Source organism: Mesorhizobium sp. 131-2-1, from assembly GCF_016756535.1.
In the GTDB taxonomy this organism is placed as follows: domain Bacteria; phylum Pseudomonadota; class Alphaproteobacteria; order Rhizobiales; family Rhizobiaceae; genus Mesorhizobium.
Map to the genome: position 1 here is coordinate 2,434,625 of NZ_AP023247.1, position 23,683 is coordinate 2,458,307.

The window sequence follows — 23,683 nt, forward strand, 5'->3', positions numbered from 1 at the left end:
GGTGACACAATCGTTGCTGAAAACTTGCCGCACCCTTTAGTCTTCCAGCCTGTTCCCTCACGCAGTCAGCGGTGGCCGTACTGGCTGACGAGCTCGGGATCGCGGACGAGGCCGTCGAGCCAGGTCGGGTCGAGCTTCGGCACGGAGGAGAAAAGAAGCTTGGAATAGGGGTGGGCGGGCGCCTTCAGCTTGTCTGGCGTGATCTGCTCCACCCGCTGCCCGTTGTACATGACCATGATCTCGTCGCAGATGGCCTCGACCACGGAGAGGTCATGGCTGATGAAGATGTAGGACAGACCCAGCTCGCGCTGCAGCTCCTTCAGCAGCTCGATCACCGCGGAAGCCACCACCGTGTCGAGGGCCGAGGTGATTTCGTCGCAGATGATGAGCTTGGGGTCAGCCGCCAGCGCGCGTGCGAAGTTCACCCGCTGCTTCTGGCCGCCCGAGAGCTCCGATGGGTGCCGGTAGCGCAGCGTTCTCGGCAGGCGCACCATATCGAGCAACTCGTCGACGCGCTTCGAGCGCGCCTGCCTGTCGAGCCGATGATAGAAGGCCAGCGGACGGGAGATGATGTCTTCCACCGGCTTGGCCGGGTTTAGCGCGGTATCGGCATACTGGAACACGATCTGCATCTCGCGCAGTTGATCTTGGCTGCGTTTCCTGGCGGCGCGCTGCAGCTCCTTGCCGTCGAATACGATATCACCGGCCGCCGCCGGATGGATGCCGGCGATAACGCGCGCCAGCGTCGACTTTCCGCAGCCGGATTCGCCGATGACACCGAGATTGCGCCCCTTCTCGACGACCAGGCTGACGGAATCGACGGCGCGGATGAGAGGCAGTCCGTCGGCCCGCACCGCCCCATAGCCGGCCGTCACATTGTCGATGCGCAGCAGCTGCTTCGTCCCGGCATCCGCGTCTGCATGCGCTTGCCGTGGCTTCGGCTCAAAGGCGGCAAGCAGTTCGCGCGTATAGGGATGTTTGGCAGCCGAAAGGATTGCCTCCGTAGTGCCGGTCTCCTGCACTTCGCCGCCTTTCAGCACCACGATGCGGTCGGCGATCTGGGCGACGACCGCGAGGTCGTGGGAGACATAGACGCCTGCTATTCCGCCCGCTCGCATGACCGACTTGAATGCCTTCAGCACGTCGATCTGCGTCGTCACGTCGAGTGCTGTCGTCGGCTCGTCGAAGATGACCAGCTTGGGATCGCCGATGAGCGCCATGGCCGCCGACAGACGCTGCAATTGCCCGCCCGAGACCTGGTGCGGATAACGGGCGCCGATCCCTTCCGGATCCGGCAGCGATAAGGACCTGAACAGCTCGACCGCGCGCTGGCGCGCCTGTTCCGGCGACATCAGTCTGTGGATCCGCGTGACCTCGATGACCTGCTCCATGATCGTGGAGGAGGGGTTGAACGAGGCGGCGGCGCTTTGCGGAACATAGGCAATGTCGGTGCCGCGCAACCTGGCACGTTCCTTTTCGGAAAGGGCGGCCATGTTCTTGCCGTTCACGTTGATCTCGCCGCCGGTGATCCGGCAGCCGGGGCGCGCATAGCCCATCAGCGAAAGCGCCACCGTGGTCTTGCCGGAGCCGCTTTCGCCGATCAGGGCGACGATCTCGCCGTCGGCGATGTCGAGGCTGACGCCCTTGATGATCTCGACAAGCCGTCCGGCGTCGGTCCTCGCCTCGATCCGCAGGTTCCTGACCTCGACGAGATTGCTCATGCGTCCCGGTCCCTGATCTTTTGCGGCAGGTTGTCGATCAGCAGGTTGACGCTGATGGTGAGGCTGGCGATCGCCAGTGAGGGCACGATGACGGCGGGAGCCGCGAAGGGCAGGCCGCCAATGTTCTCGCGCACCAGCGCGCCCCAGTCGGCGAGCGGCGGCTGCAGGCCGAGCCCGAGGAAGGACAGGCCGGAGAGCAGAAGGACGATGAAGACGAAGCGCAAGCCGAAGTCTGCAAGCACCGGGCGGATGATGTTGGGCAGGATCTCGGAGCCGATGAGATAGATGGTGCTCTCGCCGCGAACACGCGCGACCGTGATGAAGTCCATGGTGTTGATGTTGACGGCGAGTGCGCGCGCGAAACGGTAGGCGCCGGGAATATAGATAACGGCGAGCGTCAGGATCAGCACCGGTATCGACGAGCCGACCGCGGCGACGACCACGAGGCCGAACAGCTTGCTGGGGATGGAGTTCATGGCATCCAGGAAGCGGCTGAGGCAAGTGTCGAGCCAGCCGCCGGTGACGGCCGCGATCATCCCCAGCACGACACCCGAAAAACAGGCGATGGAGACGGCGGCGAGCGATATGCCGACGGTGTAGCGTGCGCCCATCAGAACCCGCGAGAGCATATCGCGCCCCAGATAGTCCGAGCCAAGCCACAGTCCCTGGCGCATCGGGCCGAAATAGTCGTCGTCGACGATGTCGCCGATCGGATGGGGAATGATGTAGGGCGCGAGGATCGCGACGAGCGTCCACGCCAGGATGACCAGCGCGGCCACGACGCCGACGAGGTTGTAGCTGTGGCCCAGGAAGGATCGTCGGGAGGTTGGCGCGCGCGCTATCGTCATCTGAGCCTCGGGTTGGACATGATGGCGACGACATCGGCGGCGGTGATGAGGAAGAGATAGCCGAGGCAGAAGATCATCGCGCAGCTCTGGATCAGCGGCAGGTCGCGGGTCGCGACCGCATCGACCATCAGCTTGGCGACGCCGGGATAGTTGAAGATCGTCTCGACGATGATGACGCCGCCGACCAGATAGGACAGCGACAGCGCGACCGCATTGACGATCGGCCCGAGCGCGTTGGGGAGCGCGTGCCTCAGCACCATGCGGCCGCGCGAGGCGCCTTTCAGAAGCGCCATCTCAACATAAGGCGTGGAGAGCGTTTCGATCACCGCGGCGCGCGTCATACGGATCATCTGGGCGGAGATGACGAAGGTGAGTGTGATCACCGGCATTGCATAGATGCGCACAAGGTCGGTCACCGAATGCGCCTCGTTGACCGAGGACAATGCCGGCAGCCACTTGAGATAAACGGCGAAAAGCAGGACCGCGAGGGTCGCGACCATGAATTCCGGCACCGAGATGACGCCGATCGACACGATGGTGACGGTGCGGTCGTAGATGGAGCCTCGCAGCATGGCGGCGGTGATGCCGAGCGTCAGCGCCAGCGGCACCGAGAGCAGCGTGGTGATGCCGGCGAGCTTCATGGTGTTGACCAGGCGACCGCCGATCAGCGCCGCCACCGGCATCTCGTTGGCATAGGAAGTGCCGAGGTCGCCGTGGAGCAGACCGAGAAGCCAGCGCAGGAAGCGCAGGATCGCCGGATCGTTGAGATGCATGGCCTCGCGCAGGCCGGCGACCGCTTCCGGGGTCGCCGCCTGGCCGAGCAGGATCGATGCGGTGTCGCCAGGCAGCATGCTGGTGGCGAAAAACACGGCGAACAGCACGATCAAAAGCGTGACAGCCGCGATCCCCAGCCGCTTCAGCACGAGGTTAAGAACCCCAGACTTCATGGAAGCGCTCCTGCGGTTGCGTCCGGCCAACAATCTTGTGCAAGGCAGTACCAGGGGCCGGCTAACCGGCCCCCGACAGGCTTCCCCTAGGCTTCGAGCCAGAGATATTCCGCCATTGCGTAGCCCATCATGCCACCGAGCGGGTTCGCTTCCAAACCCTTCACCTTGCTGGAGAGGGCGTCCACATTGGAAATGTAGGCCGGGATGATGGTGCCGGCCTCCTCGGAGACCATAGCCTGCATCTGGCCATAGATCTCCTTGCGCTTGGCCTGATCGAGCGAGCCGCGCGCTTCGATGAGCATCTTGTCGAACTTCTCGGACTTGTACTGGCTTTCGTTCCACGGCGCGTTGGAAGCGTAGAGGAGCGAGAACAGGATGTCCGGCGTCGGGCGCGGATTGATGTTGCCGAAATGGATCGGCGCCTTGAGCCAGTAGTTGTCCCAGTAGCCATCGGCCGGGACGCGCTGGACGTCGAGCTTCATGCCGATATCCGCGCCGGCGGCCTGGATGATCACCGCCATGTCGATCGACGAGGTGGCGGCGTCGGAGGCGATAACCGGGATGGACTGGCCGAGCAGGCCCGCCTTCTGGAAGTGGAACTTCGCCTTGTCCGGGTCGAAGGCCTTCGGCTTGATGTCGGGATTGTGGAAGATATTCGCCGGCGAGACGGGCTGGTCGTTACCGATCTCGCCAAGGCCGCGCAATGCCGATTTGACGATCTGTTCGCGGTTGACGAGATATTTCATGCCGGCCACGAAGTCGGCCTTGCTGCCCGGATCCATGTCGAGCCGGATGTTGAGGTCCGTGTAGTTGCCCGAGGTCGTCTTCGACAGTTCGAAGCCCTGCTGGCCGCCGATGAGCTTCATCGCGCGCGGATTGATCGAGGCGGCAAAATTGATGTCGCCGGAGAGCAGGGCGTTGACGCGGGCGCTGTCGTCGCTGATGGCGATGAACTCGAAGGAGTCGAGATAGGGCTTGCCCGACTTCCAGTAGTTCTTGTTCTTGGTCACCACCGACCGCACGCCCGGTTCGAACGTTTGCAGCACGAAGGCGCCGGTTCCATTGCCCTTGGAGAAGTCCGTGGTGCCGTCCTGGACGATCATGAAATGGTGCAGCGCCAGGATGGTCGGGAGGTCGGCATTCGGGTCGGCCAGCGTGATTTCGACGGTCGACTTGTCGACCGCCTTGAAGCCGGTCATCTGCGCGGCGATCTTGGCGACCTTGGAGCCGACCGCTTTGTCGAGATGGCGCTTCAGCGAGAAGACGACGTCGTCGGCGGTGAGGTCCTTGCCGTCATGGAAGGTGACACCCTTGCGCAGCTTGACGGTCCAGGTCTTGGCGTCCTTGCTGTCGAAGCTCTCGGCCAGCTCCATCTGCGTGACGCCATCCTTGTCGAGGAAAGTCAGGCGGTTGTAGAGCGAGCAGCAGCGGACATAGTCGGTGGAGAGCGACGCCTTTGCCGGATCGAGCGTGTCTGCGGTCGATGACGACCAGCCGGCCGCCTTGAAATTTCCGCCGGAAACCGGCTCGGCGGCGACGGCATTGCTGGCGCGGCCGAGCACCAGGCTGCCCGCGGCAACAGCGGCGCCGCCGGCAAGCAGCATCTTGAGGAGTTCGCGGCGGCTCGCGCCGCGCCGGATGGCGTTCTCGACCATCGCATCGTCTGCTCGCGTCCAGTTAGTGATCTTGTCGGTCATGTTATTCCCCTTTCTGTTTGTTTGGTCGGGATGCTCGTCTTGCTGCGGCTTTCCGGGCTTGGGCTCAGGTTCGTTCCTTCAGGCTTTCCCGCACGGCCGCCGCCAGGGAGGCCATTGAGGTGAAGTGGTGGTCCGGCACGGTGAAGCGCTCCGGCTCGATCGTGCCGCCATAGCCTTTCTGGGCGTGCCGGCGCTCGATCCAGCAATTGGTCAGGCCAAGCGCGCGGGATATGCCGATGTCGTGATACTGGCTTTGCGCGACGTGCAGGATGTCGTCCTTGCTGTCGCCCCTTGAGGCGACGAAATCGAAGAGCTTCTGGAAGAACGCCGGATCCGGTTTCTCCGTTCCGGTATCGTCGGCGGTGAAGGTGGCGAAGAACGGCGATCCGAGCTGCTTCTCGAAATGGTCGAGCGCCCAGCGCCGGGCATTGGTCATGGCAATCAGCTTGTGCGATTTCGCAAGCTCGGCCAGCGCCGCCCCGCTGTCGGAAAAGCCTGTCCAGAGGCTGGCGGAGTCCCGCAGGCGGATCCCGTATTTCTCCTCGGCCGGCAGGCCCAGTTGCGGGGCGATGACCATGTAGACGCGCACCAGATCGTCGGGAAACAGGCCCGCATCGGGCATGTAGCGGGCCTGCCGGTAGAGGGCCAGCGCGGCTTCGCCATCGATCGAGACGCCGGCGTCGGCGGCGATGCCGGCCAGGCAGGTCGTGATGCCGCCTTCGAAGTCGATCAGTGTGCCGACGACATCGAAGGTCATGTATTTGAATTCGCTAAAGCCCCTGGCCAAGACTGGCTCTCCTCTGCGCGCGGCCGAATTGCATGTGTTGGACAGAACAAAATTCCGTGCTGTTCGGGGCGTCGGCCCTTTTCGAAGGCCCGGAAATCCAGGCTTTCTGGCCTTGTCTTATGAACAGTCTGGCACTTCCCCCGCGCTGGATTCGCCGAAAAGGCGTGAGGGGGCGGCACAAAATTGCGAAATCGTCTGCCCGCACGATATTTCGAGACACGGAATATTTCTCGCCTGTCATGCCAGGGCCTGGCGGACATCGGGATCTTCCAGCGTCTGGTCGAGCGTGAGCCGCGTGCGCTCGACGATCGCATCGATGTCGCCGTCGGTGCAGCAGAGCGGGGGTGCATAGCCGACAACCCCTTGCGCAAAGGCACGGATGATCAGGCCATTGTCCCACGCCCTGTCGAAGACACGCCGCGCCGGCATGGCCGATGCTGGAAGCGGTGTCTTGTTCTCCTTGTCGACCACCAGTTCGATCGCGGCGAGCATTCCTCGACCGCGCACGTCGCCGACGAGCGGGTGGTCGCTCAGGCCCGCCAGTCCCGCCATCAGCCGGGCCCCGGCCTTGATGCCATTCTCCAGAAGGCCGCCTTCATAAAGTTTCAGCACCTCGAGCGCGACTGCGGCGCTGACGGGATGGGCGGAATAGGTGTAGCCGTGGCCGACCGCAGAAGTGCCCGCGCCATCGGCGATGACGTCGTAGACATGATCGGTCATGAATACGGCGCCCATCGGAACATAGCCCGAGGTCAACCCCTTCGCGGTCGTTATGAAGTCGGGGACGATGTCCTCGTCCGTGCAGGCGAACAGGGGCCCGGTGCGGCCGAAGCCGGTGATCACCTCGTCGGCGATGAACAGGACGCCGTACTCCCGGCAGAGTTCACGCATCGCTTTGATCCAGCCCTTCGGCGGGACGATGACGCCGCCCGAGCCCTGGATCGGCTCGGCATAGAAGGCGGCGACCCGCTCCGGTCCGATCTCCTCGATCTTGGCCTTCAGCGCGGCGAGCGATGCGGTGGTGATCGCGTTGCCGTCCTCACCTACCGGGTTGCGATAGGGATAGGGCGAGGGGATCTTGTGTTGCCATTCGAGGGGAATGCCGAAACCGGCGTGAAAGGCGGGCAGGGCGGTCAAGCCCGCGCCAACCACTGACGATCCGTGATAGCCCTGCTCGATGGAGATGAACTGGTCGCGCCTCGGCTCACCTCGCGCATTCCAGTAGTAACGGACGAAACGGATCGTGCTGTCGACCGCGTCAGACCCGCCCAGCGTGAAGTAGACGTGATTGAGATCCCCCGGCGCGCGCTCGGCCAGTTCCGAAGCGAGCCGGATGGCCGGCTCCGAGCCGAGGTCGAAATAGGCGGTGGCGTAGGGAAGCTCGCGCATCTGCCGGGCCGCAGCCTCGACGATGCTGTCGTGTCCGTAGCCGGCATTGACGCACCACAGCCCGGCGAAACCGTCGAGCAGCTGTCGGCCGGACGCATCGGTCACGGTCGCTCCCTTCGCCGACTTCAAGACGCGCACGCCAAGCGCCTCATGGCCGCGATAGGATGAGACCGGATGGATGAGATGGGCGCGGTCGAGTTCGATCAGGGAATTGGCGAGCATTGTTGTCCTCCGGACTAGCCGAGCGCTTGGTTGGCGAGGGCGTAAACTTTTGGCCTGGCCTGTTCCGCAGCCGGCTTGGGTGGACGGTCCATGGCCACGCCGCCACCGACATGGGCAAGACCGATTTCTTCGAGCCAGCCGGCAATGCCGGTCCTGCTGTCGGTATCCACGCGCAGGAAGGCGCGGGCACGCGGCGCGGCGAAGAAGCTGATCAGGTCTTTGGCTGCCCTGGCGCTTCCCGCGATGACCGGCCCGATCACCTCGCCGCGTCCGAACGGGCGGATCGCGGCATAGGCCTCAATGGCGCCGTTGCGGCGGATGACTGCGAATTGGCCGCGCTCGGCCAGCGCATCGATCAGGGCTTCACGGTCGGCTCCATAGGCGTCGCGGTCCAGCACCTTGATCTCTGCCAGATCGCCGGCACCTGCTGCCTCCACGCCCTCGGGCACGTCGAGCGCTGCAACCGTGCCCTGATGCTGCAGGATCGTGGCGGACGGCACGAAGCCAAGCTTCTCATAGAGAGGCATGCCGTCAGCCGTCGCGACGAGCCGCAATGGGCGGTCGCCGGCAAGGGCGATCGCCTCATCCATGAGCCGACGCCCGAGCCCTTTGCCCCGCACGTTCCTGTCGACGATCACCATGTTGATCATGGCGCAATCCGCACCGTAGGGCGTCACCAGGATGGTTCCGGTGACACGGCCCTGGTCGTCGAGCGCCACCGCGCCGCGCGAGAGCTGCAGCGCCATCTGCCAGTCCTGCGCGCGATGCGGCCAATTCTCCTGGCGAGAAAGCGCCACCGCTCCCTCGATATGGTCTTGCCCGAAGTCCTGAATTTCGATCTCGCCCTGCTGCATGAGACATCCTTCCGTCTGCCCTCAAGTCTCGATCATTGGCGCGTCGCTAATCGTCTGAAGGCTTTGGCTTCGGCGGTATCTTTCGCCGTAGCGCGAGGGGTGCGCCGCATCTTGTGCTGACGCTGTCCTTGGCGGACGCGCCTCACGCCGCGGGATGGCGCGCTTCTCGACGTGCAAGATGCTACAGCGTGCCAAACCGGATGGCGGATACGGAACTTTCTGCTTTCGGGAGGGCGATTTCGGTCAGGTGGGCCGCCGCCAGCCGTCCTATGATGAAATACATCCCAGAGCGGATGTGCTTCCACCGGAGATCGACGGACATGGCTTCCTTCAGGCCCAAATACATCACCTTCGACTGCTACGGCACGTTGACCAATTTCCAGATGGCGGAAGCGGCGCGCGACCTCTACGGCAGCCGGCTCGACGAGCCGCGCATGCAGGAGTTCATCAGGAACTTCGCGGCCTATCGGCTCGACGAAATCCTGGGCGACTGGAAGCCCTATGCCGAGGTCATCCACAACGCGCTCGAGCGCGCCTGCAAGCGCAACGGTGTCGCCTTCGGCGCCGACGATGCCAGGATGGTGTATGAACGTGTCCCGACCTGGGGACCCCACGCCGACGTTCCGGCCGGCCTGGCGAAGGTGGCCAAGGAGGTCCCGCTGGTCATCCTGTCCAACGCCATGAACGCGCAGATCATGTCCAATGTCGAGAAGCTCGGCGCGCCGTTCCATGCCGTCTACACGGCCGAGCAGGCACAGGCCTACAAGCCCCGCTTCAAGGCCTTCGAATACATGTTCGATATGCTGGGCTGCGGTCCGCAGGACATCCTTCACTGCTCGTCGTCGTTCCGCTACGACCTGATGTCGGCCCACGATCTCGGCATGAAGAACAAGGTGTGGGTCAATCGCCGCCACGAGCCGGCCAACCCGTACTACGGCTATGTCGAGATATCAGACATTTCGGGTCTACCGGGCGTGGTCGGTCTCTGAAACAGGGCGGGTCACCGATGAAGTTGGTCTCCTACTGGCACGACACGGCTCCGGTCTTTTCCGGCGGGGCGCAAGGCCCGGTCGAGGGGCACTACGATGCCGCCATCATCGGCGGCGGCTTCACCGGTCTCGCCGCTGCGCGACAACTGGCGAAGGCCGGCGCGAAGGTGGTCGTGCTGGAGGCGGAGCGGGTTGGCTGGGGCGCATCCGGTCGCAATGGCGGACACCTGAACAACGGCCTCGCCCATAGCTATCTTTCGGCCAAGGCGGAGCTCGGCAAGGAACGGGCAATCGCGCTCTATCGGGCGCTGGACGACTCCGTCGACACCATCGAGGCGCTGGTCGCCGAGGAGGGCATCGACTGCAACTTCCGCCGCGCCGGCAAACTGAAGCTTGCGTCCAAGCCGCAGCATTTCGAGGCGATCGCCCGCAACTTTGAGGCCCTCCATGCGGAGGTCGATCCGGACACGGCATTGCTGTCGGCGACCGATCTCAAGTCCGAGATCGGCTCGCCCTTCTATGGCGCGATGCTGTCGAAGAAGAGCGCCATGATGCATATGGGCCGCTATGTAGCAGGCTTGGCCACGGCCGCCGCCCGCCATGGTGCTGCCATCTACGAAAACGCGGCAGTGACCGAACGCAAGCAGGCCGGTGGCAGGCACGAACTGACCACCGCACGCGGCCGGATCAGCGCCGACAATGTGCTGGTGGCGACCGGCGCCTATACGACGCCGAATTTCAGTTACTTCCGTCGCAGGATCATCTCCGTTGGCAGCTTCATCGTCGCCACGCGGCCGTTGAGCGACGCCGAGATCGCCGCGACCATGCCCGGCAACCGGACGTGCGTGACCTCAATGAACATCGGCAACTACTTCCGGCTTTCGCCGGACAGGCGCCTGATCTTCGGCGGCCGCGCGCGCTTCTCGGCGACTTCGGACCAGCGCTCCGACGCCAGGAGCGGACAGATATTGCAGGCCGGCCTCGCGGCGATCTTCCCGCTGCTCGCCAAGGTCGAGATCGACTATTGCTGGGGTGGGCTGGTCGACATGACCAAGGACCGTTTTCCGCGAGCTGGCTACCATGACGGCGTCTGGTACGCGATGGGCTACTCGGGCCACGGCGCACAGCTTTCCACCCATCTCGGGATGATCCTGGCCGATGCCATGCTCGGCCGCGAGGACCGCAATCCGATGAAGGGGCTCGAGTGGCCCTCCATTCCCGGCTATTCCGGCAAGCCCTGGTTCCTGCCGATGGTCGGCCTCTACTACAAGGCGCTCGACCGGATTCAGTGATCTCCGATCCGGCGTGGCCGGGCCTCAGCCCAGCCCGCCCATGTGGAAGCTCTTCATCTCGAGATATTCCTCGATGCCGGCCTGCGCTCCCTCACGACCGAGGCCGGACTGCTTGACGCCGCCGAAGGGCGCCACTTCCATCGAGACCGTGCCGGTGTTGAGCCCCACCATGCCAAACTCCAGCGCCTCGCCGACGCGCCAGGCGCGTTTCAGGTTCTCGGTGTAGAAGTAGGAAGCAAGCCCGTAGGGCGTGCCGTTGGCAAGCGCGATCGCTTCCTCTTCCGTCTCGAAACGGAAAAGCGGCGCGACCGGGCCGAACGTTTCCTCGCTGGCGAGTAGCATGTCTTTCGTGGCGCCGGTCAGCACCCGCGGCGCGACATATTGAGGACCTTCCGGCAGCGCCAGCTTCTCGGTGATGATCGCAGCGCCTTTGGCGAGCGCGTCCTCGACGTGGCGGTTGATCTTCTCGACCGCCGCCATGTTGATCATCGGCCCGATGGCGACGCCGGACTGCGTGCCTGGTCCCACCGTCATGGCGTTGACGCGGGCGGTGAGTTTTGCTGCGAACGCGTCATAGACACCGGCCTGGACGAGGATGCGGTTGGCGCAGACGCAGGTCTGGCCGCCGTTGCGGAACTTCGAGACAAGCGCGCCCTCGACGGCGAGATCGAGATCGGCGTCGTCGAAGACGATAAGGGGAGCGTTGCCGCCGAGTTCGAGACTGAGTCGCTTCACGCTGTCGGCCGCGCCGCGCATCAGCAGCGAACCAACCCGTGTCGAGCCGGTGAAGGAGATCTTGCGAACGGTCTCGTTCGCCATGATCTCGTTGCCGATCTCGGCCGGCATGCCGGTGACGATGTTGATGACGCCGGCGGGGATGCCCGCGCGTTCGGCAAGCACGCCGAGCGCCAGCGCCGAATAGGGCGTGAACTCGGAGGGCTTGATCACCACCGTGCAGCCGGCGGCCAGCGCCGGCGCGACCTTGCGGGTGATCATGGCGTTGGGGAAGTTCCACGGCGTGATGATGCCGCACACCCCGACCGGTTCCTTCAGCACGATGATGCGCCGGTCGGGCGTCGGCGAGGGGATGGTGTGGCCGTTGATGCGGCGCGCCTCCTCCGCGAACCATTTGACGAAGGACGCGCCGTAGCGGATCTCGCCTTTGGCCTCGTCCAGCGGCTTGCCCTGTTCCGTCGTCAGGATCAGCGCCAGATCGTCCAGATGCGCCAGCATCAGGCCATGCCAGGCCTCCAGGAGGCCAGCGCGCTCGGCGTTGGTCTTCTTCTTCCAGTTGCCATAGGCGGAAGCCGCGGCCTCTATGGCCGCGCGGGTCTCCGGACCGGCCATGTCGGGGACCGTGCCGATCGCGCACTGGGTCGCCGGATTGACGACATCGACCGTCTTGCTGGAGCTTGCAGCGACCCATCGGCCGCCGATCATGCCGGCTTCGCGGAACAGACTTTTGTCTTTCAGATTTTTCATCGAAAACGACCTTGCAATCAGGTAAGCGCCGCGACGACGGCGGCGGTGATGGCTTCCGTCCGGTCCTTGCCGGGAACAATGCCCATGCCTTTGGCGGTCGTCGCCTCGAGCGCCTTCATGACGCGCTCAGCGGCAGCCTTTTCGCCGAGGTGATCGAGCATCATGGCGCCGGACCAGATGGTGGCGATCGGGTTGGCGATGCCGAGATGGGCGATGTCGGGCGCGGAGCCGTGCACAGGCTCGAACATGGACGGCGCCGCGCGGTCGGGGTTGATGTTGGCGGAGGCGGCATAGCCGAGCCCGCCCTGGATCGCCGCGCCGATGTCGGTCAGGATGTCGCCGAACAGGTTGGAGGCGACGACCACGTCGAGGCTTTCCGGCGCCATGATCATGCGCGCGGCGAGCGCATCGACATGATAGCTGGTCAATTCGATGTCCGGATACTCCGCGGCCAGCTTTCGCGTGATCTCGTCCCAGAACACCATCGAGTATTTCTGCGCGTTGGACTTGGTGACCGAGGCAAGCTTGCCGCGACGCGCCCGCGCCTGCTCGAAGCCGAAGCGCAGGATGCGCTCGACGCCGGCGCGGGTGAAGATCGAGGTTTCCACTGCGACCTCGTCCAGCGTGCCTTGATGTACGCGCCCGCCGGCGCCCGAATATTCGCCCTCGGTGTTCTCGCGGATGCACAGGATGTCGAAGCTCTCGGCCCGCAGCGGGCCCCTGACGCCCGGCAGCATGCGGTGCGGCCTGATGTTGGCATATTGCACGAATGCCTTGCGGATCGGCAGCAGCAGGCCGTGCAGCGAGACCGAATCCGGCACCTCCGCCGGCCAGCCGACCGCGCCGAGAAGGATGGCGTCGAAGCCGCGCAAGGTCTCGATGCCACCCTCGGGCATCATGCGGCCGGTCTCCTTGAAGAAGCGGCAGGACCAGGGGAACTCGGTGCCCGCCAGGGCAAAGCCGAAGTTCTTGGCCACGGTTTCCAGCACCGTCCAGGCGGCGACGATCACATCGCGGCCGATGCCGTCACCGGGGATCAGGGCGATCGAGTAGGACTTCATTGGCATCTCTTCACAGGCTTATCAGGACGCTCTTGGTCCTGCGGTTGGCGAGATAGGCCTCGCGGCCGAGATCCTTGCCGATGCCGGAGCGCTTGTAGCCGCCGGTCGGCAGGATGTGGTCGCGCGAGCGGCTGTAGCGGTTGACCCAGACGGTGCCCGCCTCAAGCCTGCGCGCGAAGCGGATGGTGCGAGACAGGTCGGAAGTGAACAGGCCGGACGCCAGCCCGTAGGTCGGATGGCTGGACAGCGCCAGCGCCTCGTCCTCAGTTTCGAAAGTCTGGACGGTCAGAACCGGGCCGAAGATCTCCTCTACGATCGCCGGATTGGCCTGGTCGACATTGGCGATCAGCGTCGGCTGGTAGAAATAGCCGGGATTGTCCATGGCAGCGCCGCCGGTCAGGCATTCGCCGCCGGCCGCGATGGCCGCCTGGACGATGCCGTCGACACGCCCTCGTTGCCGTTCCGAGATGATCGGCGAATAGTGTGTCGCCTCGTCCCAGGTCGGGCTGGGCCGCACCGCCTTCATCTTCTCCAGGATCGCGCCCGTCAGCCTCTCGGCCACGCGCTTCTCGACGATCAGGCGCGTGCCGGCGACGCAGGCCTGGCCCGCGTTGAAGGTGACGCTGCCGGCGATTGCTGTCGCTGCTTTGTCCAGATCGGCATCGGCAAAGACGATCTGCGGGCTCTTGCCGCCGAGTTCCAGCGTCATCGGCTTGACGCCGGTGCGGGCGACGTTCTCCATGATGGCGGAGCCGGCGCGAGTAGAGCCGGTGAAGCTGACCTTGGCGATCTCGGCATGGCCGGTCAGTGCCGTGCCGGTCGTCGGACCATCGCCGAGCACCACGTTGATCAGACCGGCCGGCAGGCCGGCCCTGACGGCGAGCTCTGCCATATAGACGGCCGAGAAGGGCGTCATTTCCGACGGCTTCAGCACCACAGCATTGCCTGCTGCCAGCGCCGGACCGAGCTTCCATCCGGCCATCGAGATGGGAAAATTCCAGGGTGTGATCGCGCCGACCACACCATAGGGCTCGCTCATGATCATGCCGAGGCTGGCATCGTCGGTCGGCACCAATTCGCTGCCTTCCTTGTCGGCGAATTCGGCAAAGAAGCGGATCTGCTCAGCGGTTATGGCAATGTCGCCCGCGACGAGCTGGCCGACGGGCCGCGTCGAGCACAACGCCTCGATTTTTGCCAGCGTTTCGGCTTCCACCTCGATCAGATCGGCCCAGGCTTGCAGTGCCCGGGTGCGCTCGCGGGGCCGAACGCCGCCCCAGTTGCTGGCCTTCAGTGCCACCTTGGCGCTTTCCACCGCACGGTCGACCATATCGACGCCGGCCACGGGGCTGGCGGCGTATGCCTTGCCGTCCGACGGTCGGCGCATCTCGATCGCACCGTCAGCCGCGATCAGTTCCCCGCCGATAAAATGGCCGACGGGAAGGGAGACGGTATCCGGGTCGAAGCTCAGGCCCATGGGCGCCCACTCTCAGCTGTTCTGGAGGAGCCTAGCGCGAGCAACAGCGCAGCATGCACCGTTCGGCGATCGGTCGCGGATGATTGTTGCGTGCTGGCGATGAGGGACGGCAAAATCTGTTGCGGGGCCAACCCTCACTCGGACACCATTACCCTACGGTCACGTAGATCTTGCGCACCGTTTCGATGGTCTTCCAGACACCAGCGAAGCCGGGCTTCATCACGAAGCTGTCGCCGGCGCGGTAGGTCACCGCTTCGCCGCCATCAGGCGTGATTTCGATCACGCCGGAGAGGATGTGGCAGAACTCGAAGGTCTCGCCCTTTATCGAGCGCGTCTCGCCGGGCGTCGCCTCCCAGACGCCGGTATGGACGAGATCGTCCTTGGCGATGTCCTGCGCCCAGGTCTTGAAGGCGGGGTCGCCGGCTATCAACCGTTCGGGCAGTGCCCTGGATTCGCGCGGCGGGAAGGCAGGGCTGGTATCGACGGTCTTGAGCAAGGACAAGGGACGGCCTTTCTGGTTGGATTTCAATAGCCGCGCGAGCGGTCGACGAGCCCGATGGGGTCGAGCCCGGCGCGGTGGCGTCGGATGTTTTCGATGACGGCCCGCGCGGCGGTGCCGGGCTGGGTGACGCTTGCGACATGCGGGGTCAGGATGATCTTCGGATGCGACCAGAAAGGATGGCCCGCCGGCAGTGGTTCGGGATCGGTCACATCGATCATCGCCGCCGAAAGGTGGCCGCTGTTCAGCGCGGCGAGAAGCGCTTCATGGTCGAGCTGTGGCCCCCGACCGGTGTGAACGAGCGCCGCGCCCTCGGGCAGTTTCGCGAACAGGTCGGCATCGAGGAAACCGCGCGTGTCTTCGGTCAGCGGCAGCAGGCAGACCAGTATGTCGCTGGCCGCGAGCATCTCCTCCAGCCCGAGCTCGCCATGATGGCAGGTCACGCCCTCGATCTGCCGTGGCGAGCGGCTCCAGCCGGCGAGCGGAAAGCCGAAGGGCTTCAGTCGGTCGAGGACGGCCTGGCCGAGCTGCCCGAGACCAAGTACGCCGAGCCGGCGCGACCCGGCCTGGAGCTGCGGTATGTCGTGCCATTCGCCGGCGCGCTGCTGCGCCAGATATCCAGGGAGGTTGCGATGTAGGGCGAGCACGGCAAGCGTCACATATTCCTGCATCATGCGCACGATGCCTTCCTCGATCGTACGCACGATCTTCACCTTCGCGGGCACCGCATCGAAACGGAACTGGTCCACGCCGGCGCCAATGGAAAACAGGATCTCCAAGTTCCTGTAGCGCGCGAGGTCTTCTGGCGCGGTCCAGGTAATGAGATAGCGCACGGCTTTGGGATCGACCGTTGAGGCATCCATGGTGAAGGGGACGTCCGGCAGTTCTCTGGCGAAGGCATCGGCGAAGATCGCCCCTCGGCGCGCATCAGAATTGAACAGGAATGTCATTCCGGTTCCCTTCAAGCCGCGCAGCGGGCGCCCAGCGCTTCAATCAATCGCTGGCAGGCGATGAGTTCGCTGGTGAGAATGTACTCATCCGGCTTGTGGGCGCGGCCGATGTCACCGGGGCCGCAAATGATCGCGTCGAAGCCGGCGGCCTGGTAGAGCCCGGCCTCGGTGCCGTAGCTCACGGCGGCAAGCGGCGCTTCACCTGTCAGTTCGCGCAACAGTCCCGCCAGTGCGGCGTCCTGCGGCAGCGACAGCGCCGGGTAGGCGCTCATAGGCGTCCACTCGACCCGAAAGCCTTCGGCCGCCAGTCCTTCGGCTCGCGCCTTGACCGCCACGAGCAGGCTGGCCGGGTCGACGCCCGGAATGGCGCGCGCCTCCAACTCCAGCGTGCAGCTGTCGGGAATGATGTTGACCGACTGTCCGCCCTTGATCACGCCAGCCTGCAGCGAGGAATAGGGCGGCTCGAAGGCCGGGTCGAACGGACCGCGTGTCAGCCGCTCGGCTTCGCTCACGACTGCAGCCAGCGTTTCGGCCATGGCGTGGATGGCGTTGAGGCCGAGATCGGGCCGCGAGGAATGGCCGGAGCGCCCATAGATGATCACGCGGGCGGCAGCCTTGCCCTTGTGGCCGCGCACGGCGCGCATGCGGCTCGGCTCCCCGACGATGACGCCGAGCGGCTTGGCGCAAAGTTCGGGAAGGCGGGCGATCATGTGCGGCACGCCGCGGCATCCCACCTCCTCGTCGTAGGAGAAGGCGAGGTGGATTGGCCGGGCAAGCCGCAGGCCTGCCAGGGTAGGCACGGCCGCGAGGGCCGCGGCCAGAAATCCCTTCATGTCTGTGGTGCCGCGTCCATAGAGCCGCTCGCCATCCCGGCGCAGCGTGAAAGGAGGCGAATTCCATTGCGGCTCGCCGGCGGGAACGACGTCCATATGGCCGGACAGGATGTAGCCTGGGACATCGGCGGGGCCGATCGTCGCGAAAAGATTGGAACGGTCGCCTTCCGGCCCCGGCAGTACGGTGACCTGCGTGGCATGCTCGGCGAGATGAGCCTCGATCCAGCCGGCGATATCGCCGTTCGGCTTGCCGGCGACCGATGGAAAGGCGACGAGACGGTCGAGGATGTCGAAGACGTCCATTCCAGCCCTCAAAGCATATTGGGTTCGCCGCGATCGATGCCGACGCCGGGATCGGTGCTGACGATTGTGTGCCACAACATTTCCGCAGAGGATGTCTGCGTTCTGACGCGATTGCGTGCCGAAAGCGGAAATGTTTCAGTTGAATCTTGCGTTGGCACGCGGCTTTCGAGCAAATCGTACGGGCCTGTTTGTTTAGCGTTGGTGGACAGAGGGCGGCTGCGGCGTGTCGCCCGTCAATTTGCGGGGATTTTTCAGAGGCATGGACTTGAAGCCGTCCGGAAACTTGAAAATCGACACCTTCTCGATGCGCATCGGCGACATCGAAGGCGTCGAGCTGGACCGGTTGCACGCGCTCTCGCTGTCCGTGGGATGGCCGCATCGCGCCGAGGACTGGCAGTTTCTGCGCGAGTCGGGACAGGGGTTCGTCGCGCTCGACGAGATCGGCCGGGTTCTCGGTTCGGCCATGTGGTTCGCGCATGGCGCCGATTTCGCCACCGTGGGGATGGTCATCACCTCGCCGCGGCTCCAGACGCTGGGGGCGGGGCAGTGGCTGATGAAGCGGGTCTTCGACAAGGTCGCCGGGCGCGATCTGCGCCTCAATGCGACGCGCGCGGCAAGACGGCTCTACCTCTCGCTCGACTTCCAGCCGGAGAAGACCGTTTATCAATGCCAGGGTATCGCCCGGATACAGACGACGGCTAGGCCGGCAAATGCGCGAGGCGATGTCCGGACTTTGGACGCGAGCGATATTCCGGCAGCGATCGCGCTCGACGCGGCGGGATTTGGCGTGAGGCGGGCCGCGCTCATCGAAAGGCTTTTCGCGCAGTCGGCCGGCTATGGTCTTTTCAAGGGTGGTACGCTGAGCGCTTTCGCACTCTGTCGGCCGTTCGGGCGGGGCCATGTCGTGGGGCCCGTCGTGGCGGAAAACGACGCCGACGCCGTGGCGATCGTGCGGCCGCATGTGGCCGCCCATTTGGGGTCTTTCCTGCGGATCGACACCCACATGGATAATGGCGAGTTCGCCGCCTTTCTGTCGCACAGCGGAATGCCGGTTTTCGACACGGTGCTCACCATGTCGATGGGCAAACGCCTCACCGAATTTGCCGTCGGCGGCGCCGCTGCACCGGTGACCTATGCCCTCGCCAGTCAAACTCTCGGGTAGATCAGTCGAGAACGCGGGCGAGAACGGCTATCCAAGCCCAACCTCGGGTCAAGGTCCGACGTCCTGGACGCTTACCGGACGCTTGCGTCGCGCCGCTCTTCATCCGATACCGACAGAGGCCTCGAACGCCAACACGTCGCCCGGCTAAATACCGACGACAAGCGCACCGCCGCTGAGACCCGCGCCCGCTGCCGAGAGAAGGATTTTGTCACCGGGCCGAAACGGCTCGCTCCGATGGGTCAGCGAGAGCGAGAGCGGAATCGTCGCCGCGGAAGAGTTGCCATATTCGGCGATCGTCTTGACGATCGCGTGGTCGGCAATGCCGAGGTTTCGCCCGACCGCATCAAAAATGCGGGCATTGGCCTGGTGGGGCACAAACCGGTCGATGTCTTGCGGCCGCATGCGGGCGGCAGCGAGCGCGTCCTGTGAGCAGGCAGTCATCATCTCGACGGCCTTGGCGAACACTTCGCGGCCATCGGTGATGGTCATCCGGGTCTGTGCCAGATCGAGGTTGGCATGGAAGGGCGTGTTGCTCCCGCCGGCCGGAATCTGGATCAGCCCGCAGCGCGAGCCGTCGGAATCCACTGATGCGCCAAGAATGCCCCGGTCCTGGTCCTCGCAGGGACCAATCACCACGGCGCCGGCGGCATCCGCAAACAGCACGGCGCTGGCGCGCTCGGCCGGGTTGATGCGGCGGCTGAGGATGTTCGCGGCGATGACAAGGCTCGTTTTGCCGTGCAGGCGGGTGAACCCGTCGGCGAACATCAGCGCATAGATGAAGCCAGCGCAGGCGCCGGTCAGGTCGACCGCGCCGGCGCGGCCGAGTCCCAGCCGATGGGCGACCAGCGGCGCGCTGGGCGGCAAGAGGTGATCGGGTGTCGAGGTGGCAAGCAGCAAAAGACCGATGTCGCCACGGTCGATGCCGGCATTCGCCAGCGCCATGTCGCCGGCTTGCACGGCCATGCCCGACAGCGTGTCTTCGTCGGTTGCCCAGAAGCGCGACCGTATCCCGGTGCGCCGCTCGATCCAGCCGGGTTCGAGCCCGAGACGGTTTTCGATTTCCGGATTCTCGACCTTGCGTGCCGGCGCATGATGGCCGAAGCCGAGAATAGTCGACGATCTGCTCAAGGCTTAGCGCCGAAGCGTTCGCCGGCCTCCTCGATGGCATCATAGAGCCCGTCCAGTTCCTCGCCGGTGACGCAGTAGGGCGGCAGGAGATACAGCACATTGCCGAGCGGACGCACGAGCAGGCCGCGCTCGAGGAAGAATGCGCGCAGCTTCGGTCCGATCTCGGCCAGATAGCCGGCGGAGCCGGTGCGCAGATCGAGAGCCGCGATCGTTCCCGTGGCGCGGCAGTCGGCAAAGTATGGATTGTCCCGAAAGCGTTGCAGCCCGGCGGTCTGCATTCCGCTCAGGGCCGCGACGCGCTCGGCCACCGGTTCGTCATGCCAGATCTCGACATTGGCGAGTGCCGCCGCGCAGGCCATCGGATTGGCCGTGTAGGAGCTCGAGTGGAAAAACGTCTTTTTGCGGTCCGTCGAATAGTGGGCCTGGAAGATGGCATCTGTCGCAAGCGTGGCGGCCAGCGGGATCACGCCGCCCGTCAGCCCTTTCGAGGTGCACAGGATGTCCGGAGAAATGGATGCCTGCTCGCAGGCGAACGTGGTCCCGGTGCGGCCCCAGCCGGTCATCACCTCGTCGGCGATCAGCAGCGTGCCGGAGGCCTCGGCGATCTTCTTCAATTCGGCCAGAACCCAGGCCGGATACATCAGCATGCCGCCGGCGCCGAGCACCAGCGGCTCGACGATCAGCGCGGCGGCGTGCCGGTCACGGGAGACTGCCTCGAACCGATCCAGCGTCTCCTGCTCGCGCCCGGCGGCCGGGAAGGGGATGGTGTCGACCTCGAACAGCAGCGGTTCGTAGGCGGCGTTGAACACGCCGCGGGCGCCGACGCTCATCGTGCCGATTGTGTCGCCATGATAGCTGTGCTCCATGACGACGATGCGCGAGCGCGGCGCGCCGATGTTGCGGAAATAGCCGAGCGCCATCTTCAGCGCGACCTCGACCGAGGTCGAGCCGCTGTCGGAAAAGAACACCCAGTCGAGGCCGGGCGGAGCGAGGCCGACGAGTGCTTTCGCGAGGCGCTCGGCCGGCTCGTGCGTGAAACCGGCGAAGATGATCTGGTCGAGGCTCGCCGCGGTCGTCCCGATGGCCTTGATGATGCGGGGATGGCGGTGGCCGTGGGTGACGACCCACCAGGAGGAAATGGCATCCAGGATGCGCGTGCCGTCTGCCCCGTGGAGGTAGGCGCCTTCCGTCCGGACGATTTCAGGGATCGCTGGCTCGAGTGCGTGCTGCGTGAATGGATGCCAGACTTGAGACTGCGACATCACTCGCCTCCCACGATCGCAGTGAGGTCGAAGCCGGCAACCATCGCTTCCTTCAGCGTCCCACTCGTCAGCGGATCGAGCAGCGGCAATCTGCCAAGCTGGCGCACGCCGCTGAATTCCACGATTGTTCTCTGCGTATCGGCCACCTCATCGCCGATGAAGGCAATGCCGATGAGCGGGATGGAGCGGGCCCTAAGCGCCTCGATCGACAAGAGGGTGTGGTTGATCGTGCCGAGCTTGGTTCGGGCGCAGAGGATGACCGGCACCCGCCACTGAGCGAATATGTCGATGAACTTGGTGCGCCGGTTGAGCGGCACCATCAGCCCCCCGGCACCTTCGATGACGAGCGGACCCGGCAGGTCCGGAAGCGAGAGCTCTGCGACGTCTATCGCGACGCCATCGAGTTCGGCTGAACGATGCGGCGACAGCGGCTCCCTCAGGCGATACACTTCGGGCAGCACGCGCCCCTTCGGCAGGCCGGCGAGCCGTTCCACGATCTGGCTGTCAGTTTCTTCGTCGAGGCCCGATTGCACTGGCTTCCAGTAAAAGCCGTCGAGCAGGCCAGCCAGTCCCGCCGAAAACACTGTCTTGCCGATGCCGGTATCGGTTCCGGTGATGACGATGCGCTTGGTCATGTCGAGGCCAACACCGCGACTAGCGCCTCGACCATGGCCGAAATGTCGGCCTCGTCGACGTTGAGCGTCAGCGAAATGCGCAGCCGCGATGTGCCCTCGGGAACGGTCGGCGGACGAATGCCGCGTATGTCGAAGCCGCGCGCCTGCAGCGCCGCCGCCACCACCATGGTGCGCCTGTTGTCGCCGATGACAAAGGGCTGGATCTGCGAGCCGCTGGGCGTGACGCCGCAGCGCTCGGCCAATTGGCGGCCCGCGAAGGCAACGCGCTCCTGCAACTGGGCACGGCGTTGCGGCTCGTCGGACAGCATGGCAATCGCTTCGCGCACTGCCACTGCCATCAGCGGCGACGGGGCGGTGGAGTAGATGAATGGGCGGCAGCGGTTGACGACATAGTCGCACAGCAGTGCCGGCCCGGTGACGAGTGCGCCGGACGCGCCGAGCGCCTTGCCGCATGTGTGGAGCGCGACGATGTTGTCGCGGCCCTCGAAAGTGGCGGCAAGGCCACGGCCCTCCGGTCCCCAGACGCCGGTGGCATGCGCCTCGTCGACGACGATGAAGGCCTCGTGCCGATCGGCAAGCGCGACCAGGCCCTCCATCGGGGCGCGGTCGCCATCCATGCTGTAGAGGCTTTCAACCACGATCCAGACGCGCCCGGTGCCGCCTTCGGCGCGCCAGCGCGTGATTGCGTCCTCGAAAGCATCGACGTCGTTGTGCGCGGCGAGCTTGAACTCGGCGCGGCCAGCGCGGGCCCCCTCATGCATGCTGGCATGAGCCAACTCGTCGAGGACCAGCAGATCGCCCTTCTGCGGCAGCGCGGTCAGCAGAGCGAAGTTGGCAATGTAGCCACTGCCAAAGAACAGCGCGCGCTCGGTTCCGAAGAACGCCGCCGCATCCGCCTCCAGGGCCTCGTGTTCCGGTGCGTTGCCGCGCAACAGCCGCGACCCAGTGGCGCCGACCGGTGTGCCCCGCGCGATCGCCGCCGCGACCGCGTCGCCAAGCCTCCTCGAGGCGGCGAGGCCGAGATAGTCGTTCGATGAGAAGTCGAGCCCGGCACGTGGCGACAGCGTCCGCAGCCGGTCCTTGCGCGCCAGTCCGCGCAAGGTCGCGTCGTAGCGGGCAAGCAGCGCCTCGTTCATTGCGCCTCGAGTTCCATCGGCTCGATGCCGAGACGGCGGAATAGAAGGCTATCCTTGTCCTCGCCGGGATTGCCCGCGGTCAGCAGCGTGTCGCCGACGAAGATCGAGTTGGCGCCGGCAAAGAAGCATAGCGCCTGCATCTCGTCGGTCATGGCGGTGCGGCCGGCGGACAGACGCACATGCGATTTCGGCATCATGATGCGCGCCAGCGCGATCACGCGCACGAATTCGATCGGCTCGATCGGCCTGGCGTCGGCAAGCGGGGTGCCCTCGATCGGGATCAGCATGTTGATCGGAACGCTTTCCGGATGCTCCGGCAGGTTGGCCAGCGTCACCAGCATGTCGATTCGGTCCACCGGCTCTTCGCCCATGCCGACAATGCCGCCGCAGCAGACCTTGATGCCGCTGTCGCGGACATTGGCCAGCGTATCCAGGCGGTCGGCAAACGTCCGGGTCGAGATGATCTCTGAGTAGTAGCGCTCAGACGTGTCGATGTTGTGGTTGTAGTAGTCGAGGCCGGCCTCTTTCAGCCGCTGCGCCTGGCCGAGGTCGAGCATGCCGAGCGTCATGCAGGTCTCCATGCCCAGCGCCTTGACGCCTTCGACCATCGCCACGACCGCGTCCATGTCGCGCGCCTTGGGATTTCGCCAGGCAGCACCCATGCAATAGCGGGTGGCGCCGGCGTCACGCGCCTTGGTCGCCTCGGCGATGACCCGTCTGACCTCCATCAGCTTCGACGCCTTCAACCCGCTCTCGTGGTGCGCCGACTGGCTGCAATAGCCGCAATCCTCCGGGCAGCCGCCCGTCCTGATGCTGAGAAGCCGGCTGAGCTGGACCTTGTTGGGGTCGAAATTCTGGCGGTGAACGGTCTGTGCCTGGAACAAGAGGTCGTTGAAGGGAGCGTCGTGGAGCGCTTGCGCCTCTTCCAAGGTCCATATCCGGCCGCCGTCGAAGGACTGAGCTTCAGGCAGGGTCTTCTCCAAGGTCGCTGCGTGCACTTCCATGCTGTTCC

22 protein-coding genes are annotated in these 23,683 nt (G+C 65.0%); 3 read left to right on the forward strand and 19 right to left on the reverse strand.

Annotated features, from left to right (window positions below):
- Nucleotides 1–65 precede the first annotated feature (65 nt).
- The 8 genes from JG743_RS11890 to JG743_RS11925 form a co-directional block, all read right to left on the reverse strand.
- Nucleotides 66–1,721: an ABC transporter ATP-binding protein gene (locus JG743_RS11890; protein ID WP_202300374.1), complete on the reverse strand. Its 1,656-nt coding sequence runs from the start codon at nt 1,719–1,721 to the stop codon at nt 66–68.
- Nucleotides 1,718–2,569 carry an ABC transporter permease gene (locus JG743_RS11895; RefSeq protein WP_202300375.1) on the reverse strand — a complete coding sequence of 284 codons (852 nt, stop codon included), beginning with the start codon at nt 2,567–2,569 and terminating at the stop codon, nt 1,718–1,720. The genes JG743_RS11890 and JG743_RS11895 overlap by 4 nt, the downstream gene beginning before the upstream one ends.
- Complete coding sequence (locus JG743_RS11900) at nt 2,566–3,516, reverse strand: ABC transporter permease (RefSeq protein WP_202300376.1); 951 nt, start codon at nt 3,514–3,516, stop codon at nt 2,566–2,568. Before JG743_RS11900 ends, JG743_RS11895 begins: the two co-directional genes overlap by 4 nt.
- 86 nt (nt 3,517–3,602) lie before the next feature.
- The gene (locus tag JG743_RS11905) at nt 3,603–5,213 is read right to left on the reverse strand and encodes an ABC transporter substrate-binding protein (protein WP_202300377.1); all 1,611 of its coding nucleotides are present in this window, start codon (nt 5,211–5,213) and stop codon (nt 3,603–3,605) included.
- Between the two features lie 64 nt (nt 5,214–5,277).
- Nucleotides 5,278–5,970, reverse strand: coding sequence for an HAD-IA family hydrolase (locus JG743_RS11910; RefSeq protein ID WP_446720907.1), 693 nt, complete (start codon nt 5,968–5,970; stop codon nt 5,278–5,280).
- 267 nt (nt 5,971–6,237) lie between these two features.
- Nucleotides 6,238–7,611, reverse strand: a complete 1,374-nt coding sequence (locus JG743_RS11915; protein WP_202300379.1) for an aspartate aminotransferase family protein — start codon at nt 7,609–7,611, stop codon at nt 6,238–6,240.
- A gap of 14 nt (nt 7,612–7,625) precedes the next feature.
- The gene (locus tag JG743_RS11920) at nt 7,626–8,465 is read right to left on the reverse strand and encodes a GNAT family N-acetyltransferase (protein WP_202300380.1); all 840 of its coding nucleotides are present in this window, start codon (nt 8,463–8,465) and stop codon (nt 7,626–7,628) included.
- Nucleotides 8,466–8,646: 181 nt separating this feature from the next.
- Complete coding sequence (locus JG743_RS11925) at nt 8,647–8,787, reverse strand: hypothetical protein (protein WP_202303196.1); 141 nt, start codon at nt 8,785–8,787, stop codon at nt 8,647–8,649.
- Between JG743_RS11925 and JG743_RS11930 the strand changes: the two genes are divergently transcribed.
- Nucleotides 8,786–9,454, forward strand: a complete 669-nt coding sequence (locus tag JG743_RS11930; RefSeq protein WP_202300381.1) for a haloacid dehalogenase type II — start codon at nt 8,786–8,788, stop codon at nt 9,452–9,454. The two genes, JG743_RS11925 and JG743_RS11930, sit on opposite strands and share 2 nt — an antisense overlap.
- Before the next feature lie 17 nt (nt 9,455–9,471).
- The gene (locus tag JG743_RS11935) at nt 9,472–10,746 is read left to right on the forward strand and encodes an NAD(P)/FAD-dependent oxidoreductase (protein ID WP_202300382.1); all 1,275 of its coding nucleotides are present in this window, start codon (nt 9,472–9,474) and stop codon (nt 10,744–10,746) included.
- Nucleotides 10,747–10,770: 24 nt separating this feature from the next.
- Here the strand turns inward: JG743_RS11935 and JG743_RS11940 are convergent, their stop codons facing one another.
- The 6 genes from JG743_RS11940 to argE form a co-directional block, all read right to left on the reverse strand.
- Nucleotides 10,771–12,228 (reverse strand): NAD-dependent succinate-semialdehyde dehydrogenase, encoded by a 1,458-nt coding sequence (locus JG743_RS11940; protein ID WP_202300383.1) that lies wholly within the window; start codon nt 12,226–12,228, stop codon nt 10,771–10,773.
- Between the two features lie 17 nt (nt 12,229–12,245).
- Nucleotides 12,246–13,289: a tartrate dehydrogenase gene (locus JG743_RS11945; RefSeq protein WP_202300384.1), complete on the reverse strand. Its 1,044-nt coding sequence runs from the start codon at nt 13,287–13,289 to the stop codon at nt 12,246–12,248.
- 10 nt (nt 13,290–13,299) lie between these two features.
- Nucleotides 13,300–14,763, reverse strand: a complete 1,464-nt coding sequence (locus JG743_RS11950) for an aldehyde dehydrogenase family protein (protein WP_202300385.1) — start codon at nt 14,761–14,763, stop codon at nt 13,300–13,302.
- Nucleotides 14,764–14,911: 148 nt separating this feature from the next.
- Entirely contained in the window at nt 14,912–15,265 is a 354-nt protein-coding gene (locus tag JG743_RS11955) for a cupin domain-containing protein (protein ID WP_202300386.1), read from the reverse strand.
- 23 nt (nt 15,266–15,288) lie between these two features.
- Nucleotides 15,289–16,212: a 2-hydroxyacid dehydrogenase gene (locus tag JG743_RS11960; RefSeq protein WP_202300387.1), complete on the reverse strand. Its 924-nt coding sequence runs from the start codon at nt 16,210–16,212 to the stop codon at nt 15,289–15,291.
- An 11-nt stretch (nt 16,213–16,223) separates the two neighbouring features.
- A complete protein-coding gene (gene argE, locus JG743_RS11965; RefSeq protein WP_202300388.1) occupies nt 16,224–17,348 on the reverse strand; it encodes an acetylornithine deacetylase in 1,125 nt (374 codons plus the stop codon).
- 259 nt (nt 17,349–17,607) lie between these two features.
- On the opposite strand from argE, the gene JG743_RS11970 reads away from it, so the two are divergent.
- Entirely contained in the window at nt 17,608–18,510 is a 903-nt protein-coding gene (locus JG743_RS11970; protein WP_202300389.1) for a GNAT family N-acetyltransferase, read from the forward strand.
- 144 nt (nt 18,511–18,654) lie between these two features.
- On the opposite strand, the gene JG743_RS11975 is transcribed toward JG743_RS11970, so the two are convergent.
- The 5 genes from JG743_RS11975 to bioB are packed head-to-tail and all read right to left on the reverse strand — an operon-like array spanning nt 18,655 to nt 23,675.
- Complete coding sequence (locus JG743_RS11975) at nt 18,655–19,638, reverse strand: beta-ketoacyl-ACP synthase III (protein WP_202300390.1); 984 nt, start codon at nt 19,636–19,638, stop codon at nt 18,655–18,657.
- On the reverse strand, nt 19,635–20,900 hold the full coding sequence (locus JG743_RS11980) for an adenosylmethionine--8-amino-7-oxononanoate transaminase (protein WP_202300391.1): 1,266 nt from the start codon (nt 20,898–20,900) through the stop codon (nt 19,635–19,637). The genes JG743_RS11975 and JG743_RS11980 overlap by 4 nt, the downstream gene beginning before the upstream one ends.
- Nucleotides 20,900–21,535 (reverse strand): dethiobiotin synthase, encoded by a 636-nt coding sequence (gene bioD, locus JG743_RS11985; protein WP_202300392.1) that lies wholly within the window; start codon nt 21,533–21,535, stop codon nt 20,900–20,902. The genes JG743_RS11980 and bioD overlap by 1 nt, the downstream gene beginning before the upstream one ends.
- Nucleotides 21,532–22,671 carry an 8-amino-7-oxononanoate synthase gene (locus tag JG743_RS11990; protein ID WP_202300393.1) on the reverse strand — a complete coding sequence of 380 codons (1,140 nt, stop codon included), beginning with the start codon at nt 22,669–22,671 and terminating at the stop codon, nt 21,532–21,534. Before JG743_RS11990 ends, bioD begins: the two co-directional genes overlap by 4 nt.
- Nucleotides 22,668–23,675, reverse strand: coding sequence for a biotin synthase BioB (bioB, locus tag JG743_RS11995; protein WP_244673121.1), 1,008 nt, complete (start codon nt 23,673–23,675; stop codon nt 22,668–22,670). The genes JG743_RS11990 and bioB overlap by 4 nt, the downstream gene beginning before the upstream one ends.
- Nucleotides 23,676–23,683 lie beyond the last annotated feature (8 nt).

Bases quoted from the DNA above. Each gene is read 5' to 3' on its own strand.
- JG743_RS11890 (WP_202300374.1), bottom strand. From the start codon at position 1,721: ATGAGCAATCTCGTCGAGGTCAGGAACCTGCGGATCGAGGCGAGGACC.
- JG743_RS11895 (WP_202300375.1), bottom strand. From the start codon at position 2,569: ATGACGATAGCGCGCGCGCCAACCTCCCGACGATCCTTCCTGGGCCAC.
- JG743_RS11900 (WP_202300376.1), bottom strand. From the start codon at position 3,516: ATGAAGTCTGGGGTTCTTAACCTCGTGCTGAAGCGGCTGGGGATCGCG.
- JG743_RS11905 (WP_202300377.1), bottom strand. From the start codon at position 5,213: ATGACCGACAAGATCACTAACTGGACGCGAGCAGACGATGCGATGGTC.
- JG743_RS11910 (WP_446720907.1), bottom strand. From the start codon at position 5,970: ATGACCTTCGATGTCGTCGGCACACTGATCGACTTCGAAGGCGGCATC.
- JG743_RS11915 (WP_202300379.1), bottom strand. From the start codon at position 7,611: ATGCTCGCCAATTCCCTGATCGAACTCGACCGCGCCCATCTCATCCAT.
- JG743_RS11920 (WP_202300380.1), bottom strand. From the start codon at position 8,465: ATGCAGCAGGGCGAGATCGAAATTCAGGACTTCGGGCAAGACCATATC.
- JG743_RS11930 (WP_202300381.1), top strand. From the start codon at position 8,786: ATGGCTTCCTTCAGGCCCAAATACATCACCTTCGACTGCTACGGCACG.
- JG743_RS11925 (WP_202303196.1), bottom strand. From the start codon at position 8,787: ATGTCCGTCGATCTCCGGTGGAAGCACATCCGCTCTGGGATGTATTTC.
- JG743_RS11935 (WP_202300382.1), top strand. From the start codon at position 9,472: ATGAAGTTGGTCTCCTACTGGCACGACACGGCTCCGGTCTTTTCCGGC.
- JG743_RS11940 (WP_202300383.1), bottom strand. From the start codon at position 12,228: ATGAAAAATCTGAAAGACAAAAGTCTGTTCCGCGAAGCCGGCATGATC.
- JG743_RS11945 (WP_202300384.1), bottom strand. From the start codon at position 13,289: ATGAAGTCCTACTCGATCGCCCTGATCCCCGGTGACGGCATCGGCCGC.
- JG743_RS11950 (WP_202300385.1), bottom strand. From the start codon at position 14,763: ATGGGCCTGAGCTTCGACCCGGATACCGTCTCCCTTCCCGTCGGCCAT.
- JG743_RS11960 (WP_202300387.1), bottom strand. From the start codon at position 16,212: ATGACATTCCTGTTCAATTCTGATGCGCGCCGAGGGGCGATCTTCGCC.
- argE (WP_202300388.1), bottom strand. From the start codon at position 17,348: ATGGACGTCTTCGACATCCTCGACCGTCTCGTCGCCTTTCCATCGGTC.
- JG743_RS11970 (WP_202300389.1), top strand. From the start codon at position 17,608: ATGGACTTGAAGCCGTCCGGAAACTTGAAAATCGACACCTTCTCGATG.
- JG743_RS11980 (WP_202300391.1), bottom strand. From the start codon at position 20,900: ATGTCGCAGTCTCAAGTCTGGCATCCATTCACGCAGCACGCACTCGAG.
- bioD (WP_202300392.1), bottom strand. From the start codon at position 21,535: ATGACCAAGCGCATCGTCATCACCGGAACCGATACCGGCATCGGCAAG.
- JG743_RS11990 (WP_202300393.1), bottom strand. From the start codon at position 22,671: ATGAACGAGGCGCTGCTTGCCCGCTACGACGCGACCTTGCGCGGACTG.
- bioB (WP_244673121.1), bottom strand. From the start codon at position 23,675: ATGGAAGTGCACGCAGCGACCTTGGAGAAGACCCTGCCTGAAGCTCAG.